Source organism: Candidatus Obscuribacterales bacterium, from assembly GCA_036703605.1.
GTDB lineage: Bacteria > Cyanobacteriota > Cyanobacteriia > RECH01 > RECH01 > RECH01.
This window is the reverse complement of the sequence record DATNRH010000106.1, coordinates 1-10,774: the sequence shown is the minus strand read 5'-3', so window position 1 is coordinate 10,774 and position 10,774 is coordinate 1. Positions and strand designations below refer to the sequence as shown.

At 55.1% G+C, this 10,774-nt stretch carries 11 protein-coding genes and 1 riboswitch; of the genes, 4 read left to right on the top strand and 7 right to left on the bottom strand.

Annotated features, from left to right (window positions below):
• Positions 1-225 (top strand): hypothetical protein (locus tag V6D20_02210; protein ID HEY9814609.1); only part of this gene is annotated, 225 nt, incomplete at its 5' end.
• 86 nt (positions 226-311) lie between these two features.
• Here V6D20_02210 and V6D20_02205 read toward each other — a convergent pair.
• Positions 312-1,082: a proteasome-type protease gene (locus V6D20_02205; protein ID HEY9814608.1), complete on the bottom strand. Its 771-nt coding sequence runs from the start codon at positions 1,080-1,082 to the stop codon at positions 312-314.
• Positions 1,083-1,237: 155 nt separating this feature from the next.
• Entirely contained in the window at positions 1,238-2,305 is a 1,068-nt protein-coding gene (locus tag V6D20_02200) for an LOG family protein (protein ID HEY9814607.1), read from the bottom strand.
• A 317-nt stretch (positions 2,306-2,622) separates the two neighbouring features.
• On the opposite strand from V6D20_02200, the gene V6D20_02195 reads away from it, so the two are divergent.
• Positions 2,623-3,966, top strand: coding sequence for an AMIN domain-containing protein (locus V6D20_02195; protein HEY9814606.1), 1,344 nt, complete (start codon positions 2,623-2,625; stop codon positions 3,964-3,966).
• 156 nt (positions 3,967-4,122) lie between these two features.
• Here the strand turns inward: V6D20_02195 and V6D20_02190 are convergent, their stop codons facing one another.
• Entirely contained in the window at positions 4,123-4,602 is a 480-nt protein-coding gene (locus V6D20_02190) for a DUF4278 domain-containing protein (protein HEY9814605.1), read from the bottom strand.
• Positions 4,603-4,645: 43 nt separating this feature from the next.
• Positions 4,646-4,735: riboswitch (Glutamine riboswitch) on the bottom strand.
• A gap of 71 nt (positions 4,736-4,806) precedes the next feature.
• On the bottom strand, positions 4,807-5,421 hold the full coding sequence (locus V6D20_02185) for a 2'-5' RNA ligase family protein (protein HEY9814604.1): 615 nt from the start codon (positions 5,419-5,421) through the stop codon (positions 4,807-4,809).
• 115 nt (positions 5,422-5,536) lie between these two features.
• Between V6D20_02185 and V6D20_02180 the strand changes: the two genes are divergently transcribed.
• On the top strand, positions 5,537-5,803 hold the full coding sequence (locus V6D20_02180; protein HEY9814603.1) for a YciI family protein: 267 nt from the start codon (positions 5,537-5,539) through the stop codon (positions 5,801-5,803).
• A gap of 41 nt (positions 5,804-5,844) precedes the next feature.
• On the top strand, positions 5,845-6,312 hold the full coding sequence (gene smpB, locus V6D20_02175; protein HEY9814602.1) for an SsrA-binding protein SmpB: 468 nt from the start codon (positions 5,845-5,847) through the stop codon (positions 6,310-6,312).
• Positions 6,313-6,349: 37 nt separating this feature from the next.
• Here the strand turns inward: smpB and V6D20_02170 are convergent, their stop codons facing one another.
• From V6D20_02170 to thrS, 3 genes are all read right to left on the bottom strand, one after another.
• Positions 6,350-7,780, bottom strand: a complete 1,431-nt coding sequence (locus V6D20_02170; protein ID HEY9814601.1) for an IctB family putative bicarbonate transporter — start codon at positions 7,778-7,780, stop codon at positions 6,350-6,352.
• Positions 7,781-8,056: 276 nt separating this feature from the next.
• Positions 8,057-8,986, bottom strand: coding sequence for a homoserine kinase (gene thrB / locus V6D20_02165; GenBank protein HEY9814600.1), 930 nt, complete (start codon positions 8,984-8,986; stop codon positions 8,057-8,059).
• Between the two features lie 90 nt (positions 8,987-9,076).
• The coding region (gene thrS, locus V6D20_02160; GenBank protein ID HEY9814599.1) for a threonine--tRNA ligase at positions 9,077-10,774 on the bottom strand (1,698 nt) is incomplete at its 5' end.

Here is a 10,774-nt window from a genome sequence, read left to right as displayed (position 1 = left end):
GAGCCTCAACTGGCGATCGCGGTGGCGCTATACCATCAAGGTCAAGAGGTTGAGGGAGTGCGTTTGGGAGAAGCTGCCCTGCGCTTAGATCAACGCTATGCAGATCTAGACTTCTTGCGTCTCAATCTATGGGGCGATCGCCTGATGGATGATGCCCAGGAATTTCTTGCCCTGCCCCAGATCCGGCAAACCATTTCTGGATTAACCGGTGCATCGTTTGAGTAGCTAAGGCAAGGGTGATAGTCCATACCCTTGCCTAGTCGGTAACGGTCGGCAATAGACCGGCAATAGGCCGGTAATAGTTCGGTAACTTAGTCGGTAAACACTTCCTCGTGGGCATCCTCGCTGAGATAGTGCTGCCATTCCACATCGGGCATTTGCTCAAATGCCTGCCGCACCGACACTTCCCATAGCCGACGGATTTTTGCCAAATAGGGATCTCCCACTCTTAGTTTGAGTTGGTGTTGAACAACAAAGCTGTCGGTCTCGTACATCATCAGGTTAATGGGTGGCCCCACTGAGATGTTTGACTTCATGGTGGAGTCGATGGACAGTAAGACACATTTAGCAACCGCGTCGAGAGGGGTCTCAAAGGTGATGGTGCGGTCTAGGATAGGCTTGCCATACTTGGTTTCGCCGATTTGCAAGAAGGGCGTTTCGGGGGTGGCTTCGATGAAATTCCCTTGGGTATACACCAGATAGAGGCTGGGGCGATGGCCCAAAATTTGCCCTGCTAGCAAAAAGCTACAGCGGAAATCAATGCCGTCTTTTTCCAGCCAGGGGCGATCGCGCTCCTGCACTTGACGAATTTTGTCACCCAAATAGCGCGCAATTTCATACAGTGTCGGCAGTGTATGGAGATTTTCTAGTTCGTCGCTTTTGAGATCCTGCTCGATGGAGTAGAGAACACTCTGGGTCATCGACAGATTGCCGGCGGTACACAGCATAATCACCCGCTGTCCGGGCACCGAGAAGTCAAATAGCTTTTGGTAGGTGGAAATATAGTCCACCCCTGCATTGGTGCGAGAGTCGGCCGCCAACACCAATCCGTAGCGTGTCACAATACCAAGACAATAGGTCATAGTCAGGTCAAAACAGTTGGCATAAATCCGGCGATCGCCTGAGAGGTTTAGCCTGTCCCATCACGGATGGACGCTCCTCAACGTCGCATCTCAACGTGTTTCAACCTTGGGTAAGGTCGTTAGGAATAGCTCATGCATCCGCAGAGATCGCAGCGCTACTTTTTCTCAGGATGTGCATCAGCGATGGTGGGCGCACCTAGTCGATTAATAGCGCAAATGAGTTGGTAAAGCCGTCCAAGATCTCGCTGATTGAAGTGCATGACTAAACGAGGAAGTCCGTCTAGTTCTGGGTCTGGCTCCGACACCACTGCCGGGCTTCTCTCAATCCGCCCTTGGACTAAGATATCGTGGAATGTTTCATTTAGTTCTTCCAGCGCCGCATCCGATAGCTCCGACTTCAGGCGGATGACTAAGCGATCGCCCACGTAGCGGCTGGAGTGGTAGACCTGATAGAAGCTCATGATCACGTTACAGGCCACGTCGATATTGTCGGTGATCGTGTACAGGCTGAGATCATCGGGACTAATCAGGTTGGTTTTCAGCAGGTGCTCTCGAATGTGGGCATCCCAACTTTTCCAGTAGCCCCGCCCTGGCTCATCGACTAGGACAACGGGAATTAAGGGAGATTTGCCGGTTTGCATCAAGGTGAGACATTCAAAGGCTTCATCCTGGGTACCAAATCCACCTGGAAAGAGGGCAACCGCGTCGGTTTCCCGCAGGAAAAATAGCTTGCGCGTAAAAAAGTACTTGAAATTAATCAGCTTGGCATCACCTTCAATAAAAGGATTGGAGGTTTGCTCAAAGGGCAGTTGGATATTCAGCCCAAAGGACTTGGCTGCCGTTGCGCCTTCGTTGCCGGCCTGCATGATCCCGCCGCCGCCACCGGTCATGACCATGAAGCCCTGCTGGGTAATTTGATGAGCAAAGGCTGCCGCCATTTGATATTCTGCTGTTTCCGGGCTCATGCGGGCCGAACCAAAAATGGCGATTTTACGCACATGACGGTAAAGATAGAACACCCGAAAGGCTCGCTCCATATCTTGCAGCGAGGAGTTTAAGATTTTCCAGTCGAGGCGATCGGCTTCCACCTCAGCCATACGAACGAGGGTCATGAGGGCGCGCTGAATGAGCTCCCCGTGGTCAAGTTCAGGGAGCTGGGTGAGGAGGGTGTTGATTTCTGCTTGAAGCGCGTCTAAAGACTGATGAGATGGATAGGCAGTCATGACCGGATCCTGAAAGACGGCATCCTATTCTATCGAGATTTGTTAGGCTCTGTCTTGATTTCACTAGGTGTCTGGGATCTACGTTACAGGACTGTTACAGTCCTGTAATAGTGCTTTTAGGGAGACATCAAGGAAGATCTGCTACCGCAACTTAGGATAACTCTAGATGTAGCGATCGCTTCGGCAAGAATTGCTATACTGTGCCTAAATCTAGCTAGACCATTCATCTCATCTCTAGCTTGTAAGTTTCCAACGAATCGATGGCTTGGCTGTAGCCACTGGATGTTAACGGCTGGAATTGCAGTAGGACGGTAGCCATGGGAAAATCAGTCCGGTTTCAACGTCGATCCACGGCGATCGCTATGATCACCGTGGCATCGCGATTGGTTCTAGGCAGTATGGGACTTGGCTTGCCCATGATGCTGGGGACGGCACCGCTGCAAGCTGCCCAACTCACCCAATGGTCGTTTGATGCGTCCAGCCGTAGCTTGACGGTCACGGTGCCGAATGGACAGAGCCCCGACTATTTTCTATTGGCTGAGCCGCCGCGGATTGTGATTAACTTGCCAGGGACAGATGTGGGCAATGTGCCCACAGAGCAGTCCTATAGCGGCATGGTGCGACATATTCGGGTTGGCCAATTTCAGCCGGGCATGGCTCGCATTGTCATAGAACTAGCGCCAGATGTAGTTTTTGCGCCAGGACAGGTGGAATTGCGTCCCGTGGAGGGCGATCGCTGGATGATTCGGCCGTTGCTGGAGGTCGATACGCCATCGGTAGCTGCAGCGCCGCCCCCTGATGTATCTGTGGATTCTAGTCTCGGTGAGGTGGAGTTCTCCATGCCATCGCCGAATGCTCCCAGTCCGAGCCTTGCTCCGAGTCCACCACCACCTACCCCTAGTGTGCCTAGTCCATCCAGCGCCAATGCTTTCCCTGAGCCTGCGAGTACGGCTAGTCTACCTAGCGCCAATGCTCTCCCTGAGCTGGAGCCCGGTGCTATTGAAGTCATGGTGCCACCGCCGGCATCGTCTCCTGCGGTTGCCCCGCCTGCTCCCGTGCAGGAACCGACGTTAGAGCCGGTGGTAGAGCCGGTGGTAGAGGCAGAACCTTTTGACGATGAAGATAGACCTGGGGATAGCGTTGTGGTTCAGCCGGAAACCCAGACACCTCCGGTTGCGACTCAGCCCGTTGTCGTCGAGCCGCCTGTGTCGTTGGCACCGATACCTTCCCGCCCTGCAGATACAGTGGACTTTGGGCAACCTTTGCCTACTGATGTCTCAGCGATGCCAGAAAACCCCGCGACGGTTGTGGTGTCTAGCCCGTCGGTATGGTTGCCGGCCGGTACGGTTTTGACCCTGCGCTATCCAGGGGAGCGATCGCTCGATCTACCTTTAGCTGTTCCTCGCCAAGAGGTGCTGCTGGTTAGTCAGCCGGTGGTTGATACAACTGGACAGGTGCTGGTGCCAGTGGATAGTCAAGTTCTAGGGCGCTTCGAATCGTCATCGTCGGGTAGCCGCTTTGTGGTTCAGGCGTTATCGGTAGATGAGCAAAATATTCGGGTCACGGGACAGTCATCTACGATCACGGCGCAGCGGTCGGGAGCGATCGCTCCTGACCAAATCATTGAAGTTCAGCTCACGGAAGATCTGGCCTATCGATAGGTGCAGCGTCGATCGAGTCTCAGGACTAGAGCCTTGAGATGTGGGCCGATCAAAAATCGGGTAGACGCTCTCCCGAAAGAGGTCATCTACCCGACTCATTGACCTGGGTTTCAAGGCACTCTGACCGGATTCACACCGGTATCAGACCCAGCTAGCCTAGCTTAGAGATGCACCGCTACGATCGTAGCTGGCCCGGAAGGAAGGATGCACCTTACCTTGCACGTGATTCCAATACTTAGCAGCTTCAGCCACAGGCACGCCGACCTCAGCATCCAAGCGGGTTAGCATGGCTTGCTGGCGTTGCTTGATGGTGCGGTGGTGGCCCATCATCAAAGCCCGCGCCCGATCTTGTACGTCTAGAACAGCCGCCTTGACGGGTTCTGCTACCGCTGCCATGACTTGGGCAACCGGAGTTGCTTCAACCTCAGGAGCGATCGCTGCATCCATCACGGGCTGAGTGGATGTGTAGGCAGCGTTGCGATATTTCAGATCCAGCGTGGTTTGCTGAACGAAAACTTTTTTAGGGTTACGGAATCGGATGTCAACACCCCGGTAGGTGCCAACAGACGTCGAGTCGCCTAGTTCAACAGCTGGAGGGGTGTAGTTGTATGTGGTGCCGCGATATGTGAGTTTCATGGATTCGCCTCCTACTCAAGTTGATGCGAGTGTTTGGGTTTGAGGCGCGTTCCTTCAGGATTACTCCTTACTTCCGTCTCCCTTTCTCTAAACTTAAAGCATCTTAAATCTTGATTCGTGGGAGATGAACGATTTACTTTCTGTATCTATTGTTACTGTTTGCTGGGTTGGATGTCAAGTGAAACTAAATTTGTCTTGAAAACTTTACATTGGTGGAACAGGGGGTGCTTGGCTAGATTGCCCTGTTCTGGTGGCAAGGGGGCAATCCTCTACAGCCTCCCAATACCGGCGGTTGTGGCGTAGAAGCGAGAGGCGATCGCTCCTGAAGCTGGCCGTAAACTCACGGTGTTGGAGGTCGCTCCAAGCGGTGCGGAAGGTAGGACGGGTGACGTTGCGGGAGGCGACGGTGAGGTGGGGGGTGAAGCCGCGCCGCTGTTCAACGGGATCGACGATGCCTAGGTGCTGCTCAAGCTGTTGGCTGAGGTTCGTTTGGAGGTCCATGAGACCCGGCGTTGGTTCAACATGCAGGTAGAGCACCCGAGGGGGAAAGGCGGCAAAGCCAGAGAGCGTGATGTCAATGGGAGCTTGGGTTTGGGCGATCGCTGTGAGGGTTTCTAGGAGGCGATCGCTATCTGTCCATAAAAAGGGTGGATAGAGGGTAATGTGGGGCGGCGCTTTGGCTGTGCTGGTTTGAAAGCGATCGCCCAGCTCTTGGATGATCTGCAGGGCAGCCTCCTGCACCTCGGGTGGTGGGATCAGGGCTACGAAGAAACGGTATTCACCGGGATGGGAGGCTTGGCGAGTAGTCATGCTAGACATGATGAGGCTCTGTTGCATTCATGGGAAGGACAGGGGGATTCGCGCTATGCTAAAAGACCCCAGTGATAGGGGTTTGGGTTCGTCCCAGTGATTCACGTTGATCTCTGCAGTAGCTATGCCTTGGTTTGCCAAACTTGAACGGGGTATTGTGGACAAGGCCACCTTCGACCAGTATGTCCCGGCCCATATTGATTATGTCCAATCCCTGATCGCCCGCGGCCACAATGCACGCAGTGGCTATTGGGCAGAGCGGGGCGGTGGCATGTTGCTCTTTCAGGCTAGCTCCTTGGAGGAAGCAGAGGCGATCGTCGCCAATGATCCCTTAGTTCAAAACCATTGCGTAGATTATGAGCTGCATGAATGGCGCATTGTGGTGCAGTAGAGCGTGAGATCCGTCATGGGTAGTGGAGAGGAGAAAGCATTATGGGTAAGAGCAGCAGTGGGCAGAAGATCCTTTCAGATAATCGCCAAGCCCGCCATCAATATGAAGTATTAGAGCGCTTTGAAGCCGGCATTGCCCTCAAGGGAACGGAGGTGAAGTCTCTACGATTGGGCAAGGCGAACCTGCGGGATGGGTATGCCCTGATTCGAGATGCGGAGGTGTGGTTGCACAATGTGCATATTTCTCCCCATGAAAGCGCCAGTCAGGTGTTCAACCATGATCCCCGCCGTGTGCGTAAGCTCTTGCTCCATAAGGATGAAATTCGTCGGTTGGTGGGCAAGGTGGAGCAGCAGGGGCTGACCTTGGTGCCGCTGAAGCTGTACTTAAAGGAGGGGCGGGTCAAGGTAGATCTGGGGCTCTGCCGTGGGAAGAAACTGCATGACAAGCGTGAGGCGCTGAAGCAGAAGCAGGAGAAACGAGAAACGGCCAGGGCTCTAAAGGATTACTAAGCTCCCGGTTCTCCCAGATCACCTTGATCTACACGCCTTAATCGTGATCACCCTCGTTGTCGCTGGGGAATTGCTCCAGACTAGGCGATTCGGCATGGGGTAGGACATAGTAGCTGGCAACGAGGGCCACCATGCCCCACCAGAGGGTACTGACCTGGGGGCGATACCAGACGGTGTCTACAACGCCATGGGCCAACATCCCGATCATGGTGGCGATCGCGCCCATTAGCCAAAAGCCTTGTGTATGGCTGAGGTTGCGTAGTCGTTGCAGTTGCGTCCAACCTTGGTGGAAGGTGACGAGCAACAGCCACACCATGCAGGTTAACCCGATCAGTCCGGTTTCTGTTGCCACTTCCAACAGAATGGAATAGGCACTGAGGGCGGTGTAGCCTGGCTGTTGGTAGAAGGGATAGACTCGATTGAAGGCGCTATTGCCGGGGCCAATGCCTAGGATAGGACGGTCTTTGATCATTTCAATCACCGACATCCACACATTGATGCGGAAGTTGTTGCTGCTGTCTTCCCGCCCGACAAACATGCTGGCGACGCGATCGCGCAACGGTTCGACTGCCATCACGGCGACAAAGATAAACCCTGCCGATAGTCCCAACACCATGGGAATTGCCCAAATGCGCCAGAAGCGTGGCAGATGAATACTGTACCAATGCACCAGCAGCAGTACGAGGACGAATCCACCGACGACTAGACCAATCCAACCGCCTCGGCTGAAGGTGAGCACTAGGCAGGCGGTGTTGATGACAAACATCATGCTGGCCAGAGCCTTGGGAAGCCAGCGCTGCCAGGCAAAGATGGCGGCGGCGCTGAGCATGACGGCGGGCATGAGGTAGGAGGCTAGCAGGTTGGGGTTGCCGAGGTAGCTATAGACACGGGTGGTGCCAGCTAGGGATGATTCAACATCAACCCAGGTTGCTAAGGCATCTGCACCAAAGATAAATTGCCGAATCCCCACAACGCTGACCAGCAGCGAAACATGAAGATAAATGCCAATCAGAATGGAGCGCATCTGGGGCGATCGCATCAGCCGCGTCATCCACACAAAGAGCAGCAGATAGAGGGTGAGTTTCACCCAGCCGTCCAGGGCCGCACTGCGCACCGGGGACAGCACCGTGGCCACCGTGGCGATCGCCCAGTAGAGACCCACCAGCATGTGAATGGGCGTAATCCGGCGTAGGTCGGCGGGTTCTGACACAACCCGTAACAGCCAAAAGGCCGATGCTGCCATCAGCAAAATGCCAATGAGGGTCGTCGAGACAAACGGCGCAAGGATGTAGACCAGGGCCGCCAAGACAAGGGCGATCGCCTCACTCCACTGCAAGAGCCAACTGCTCGATCGCCATGCCTGAAGGAGCGGCAGCCACCGCAGTAGATAGCTAGATGATGCCCAACGCCCCAGAAACTCTAGGGATACAGGGCGGGCCAATAAAACCTGTTGCCAAACTGAAGTCATAGGCGGTTGGGGCAAAATGGAGATGGGCAGGCGGTGATTAGTATAGCTGGTTTGGGGAGGCTAGCTCAGGATTGGTGAAGGAGTGCAACCTCGGGGGCGATCGCTAGCCCACCTCAAGACTAGTCCTAGAAGGCACCAATATCCCAGGATCGGCATACCCTAAGGTCTACGCTGGCTGAGCGAAGCCGTTCACGCAGGGTCTTCTTCCATGGGGAGAAAGCCAAAATCCAACCGTTGAAGGTACCCTATTCCAGGGTAAACGTCTGCTGCAGAGTACTAATCACCTAGGGTGACGATCGCTCCACGGGTATCGAGCTGTAGCGCTTCGACGCGAGCCATCAACCCTTGTTCCACCCAGGCCCGTTCAATAGCGGCCTGCACCGCCGTGGTCGCTTGGGGGGGGCACAGGGCCAGCAAGGTAGGGCCAGCGCCGCTGATCACCACCCCGTGGGCACCAACGCTGGCTGCTGCTGCTGCAACCGCTTCATAGCCGTGGATCAAGGTTTGGCGATAGGGCTGGTGAATGCGATCGCCCAAAGCGCTTTTCAACCAGTCGCCCCGTCCATTGGAGAGCGCGCGAATGAGCAGGCCCATATGGGCAATGTTGTAGATGGCATCGGCGCGGCTGTAGTGCTGGGGCAACACCCTGCGAGCCTCTTCGGTAGATAGCTCAAAGTTGGGAATGGCGACGACTGGGATGATGTCAAAATGCCAAGGAACGTCGCACACTGTCCACCGCCCTTGGTCATCCGCTGATGCTAGACGACAGCCTCCTAGTAGCGCCGGCACTACGTTATCGGGATGGCCTTCAAGGGCGATCGCTAAATGCATGATCTCAGTTTGGCTGAGGGGCGATCCGGCCAGGGCATTGGCACCGAGCAGACCCCCCACAATCGCCGTGGCGGAACTCCCCAGCCCGCGAGCTAGGGGCACTCCTAGTTGAATCCGAATGGCGACCGGCGGCGGCGGTTGCTTAAGGTGCTGGAAGAAAGACAGAAAGGTTTGATAGACCAAGTTGCGCTGATCACACTGCACCCGATCCGCCTCTGTACCTTCTACTTGAATAGTGACGTGCTGCTCAGCCGTTGGGGGCAGGTGGTCAAAGAAAAATTGGTTATACATCGATAGCGATGCACCAATGCAGTCGAAGCCGGCACCCAAATTTGCCGTCGTTGCCGGAACAATCACAGTCACACTAGGGGGCACAGATAGGTTTCCTCACAAGTCGCCAATCCCTATTCAATCATGAGGACTCGGCCGCGATCGCACCTGGATCACGTAATGTGAAAAATTGGGCTAGAAATTGCCATAGGCAGCGATCGCCTGGGTCAAGCGATCGAGAACTTCAGGAACCGCGATCGCCCCCAATTCTCCCGACGCCCGGGTACGAATGCTCAGGGAGTTGCCTTCGGCTTCCTTGGCTCCCACCACTGCCATCACCGGAATTTTTTCTTTCTCAGCATTGCGGATCATCTTACCCAAGCGTTCGCCGCTGAGATCCACCTCAGCTCGGACGCCCAGGGATTGCATATGCTCCACCACCTGCCGGGCAAAGGTGAGCTGCTCCGAGGTTACCGGCAGCAAACGCACCTGCACCGGAGCCAACCACAGGGGAAAATCGCCAGCATATTCTTCAATCAAAATCCCGATTAAGCGCTCCAAGGAGCCAAAGGGCGCTCGGTGGATCATCACGGGACGCTGGCGGGTGCCGTCTTCGGCGACATATTCCAGGTCAAAGCGCTCAGGCAAGTTGTAGTCAACCTGTACCGTCCCAAGCTGCCACTCCCGCTCTAGGGCATCCTGCACCATAAAGTCGAGTTTGGGGCCGTAGAACGCCGCTTCCCCAATGCCAAGGAAGTGGTTCATCCCTAGGGTTTCTACCGCCTGCTGAATAGCAGCTTCGGCTTTATTCCAAGCATCATCACTGCCGATATATTTGTCCGACTTGGGATCGCGGAAGCTCAGCCTGGCCTTAAAGTTGGTGAGCTGCAAAGCCTTAAAGACCGACTGGATCAGGTCTACCACCTTGAGGAATTCGTCATTCAGTTGCTCCGGCGTGACAAACAGGTGGGCATCATCTTGGGTAAAGCCACGCACTCGGGTGAGGCCGCCCAGTTCTCCCGACTGTTCATAGCGATAGACCGTGCCAAATTCAGCAAAGCGCAGAGGTAGTTCCCGGTAGGAGCGCAGACTAGCTTTGTAAATTTGGATATGGAACGGACAGTTCATGGCCTTGAGGACAAACCCCTCATCTTCCGATGCTCCCATCATCGGGAAAAGGTCATCGCGATATTTCTGCCAGTGCCCCGAGGTTTTGAATAAATCGACGCGCCCGATGTGGGGCGTGACGACCTGTTGGTAGCCTCGGCGGATCTGTTCTTGCTTGAGGAAGTCTTCCAAAAGCGATCGCAGCACCGTCCCCTTCGGCGTCCACATGGGCAAGCCTGGGCCCACGGAGTCCGAAAAAATGAATAGCCCTAGCTCCTTGCCCAGACGACGGTGATCCCGGCGCAGGGCCTCTTCCTTGCGGCGCTTATATTCCGCTAGCTGCTCCGGCGTTTCCCAAGCGGTGCCGTAGATACGCTGGAGCTGGGCCTTGGTTTCATCGCCGCGCCAGTAGGCCCCGGCCAAACTTTCCAGATCAAAGGCCTTGGGGTTGAGATCCTGAGTATTCTCCACGTGGGGCCCGGCGCAGAGATCCCACCAAGCATCGCCTAGGTGATATAGGGTAATGGGTTCCTTCAGATCTTGGAGGATTTCCAGTTTGTAGGGTTCCCCTAGAGCCTGAATGCGGCGCTCTGCTTCTTCGCGGCTGACCTCCTCGCGGATCACCGGCAGCTTGCGCTTGATGATTTTTACCATCTCCTTTTTAATGGCCTTGAGATCCTGCTCTGTGAACGGTTCAGGACTATCAAAGTCGTAGTAGAAACCATTTTCAATCCAAGGGCCAATCGTCACCTGTGCCTTGGGAAAGAGTTTCTGCACCGCCATGGC

Excerpts from the sequence above, each read along its gene's own strand:
- V6D20_02180 (HEY9814603.1), top strand. The coding sequence starts at position 5,537 with ATGCCTTGGTTTGCCAAACTTGAACGGGGTATTGTGGACAAGGCCACC.
- smpB (HEY9814602.1), top strand. The coding sequence starts at position 5,845 with ATGGGTAAGAGCAGCAGTGGGCAGAAGATCCTTTCAGATAATCGCCAA.
- V6D20_02190 (HEY9814605.1), bottom strand. The coding sequence starts at position 4,602 with ATGAAACTCACATATCGCGGCACCACATACAACTACACCCCTCCAGCT.
- V6D20_02195 (HEY9814606.1), top strand. The coding sequence starts at position 2,623 with ATGGGAAAATCAGTCCGGTTTCAACGTCGATCCACGGCGATCGCTATG.
- V6D20_02185 (HEY9814604.1), bottom strand. The coding sequence starts at position 5,421 with ATGTCTAGCATGACTACTCGCCAAGCCTCCCATCCCGGTGAATACCGT.
- V6D20_02200 (HEY9814607.1), bottom strand. The coding sequence starts at position 2,305 with ATGACTGCCTATCCATCTCATCAGTCTTTAGACGCGCTTCAAGCAGAA.
- V6D20_02205 (HEY9814608.1), bottom strand. The coding sequence starts at position 1,082 with ATGACCTATTGTCTTGGTATTGTGACACGCTACGGATTGGTGTTGGCG.
- V6D20_02170 (HEY9814601.1), bottom strand. The coding sequence starts at position 7,780 with ATGACTTCAGTTTGGCAACAGGTTTTATTGGCCCGCCCTGTATCCCTA.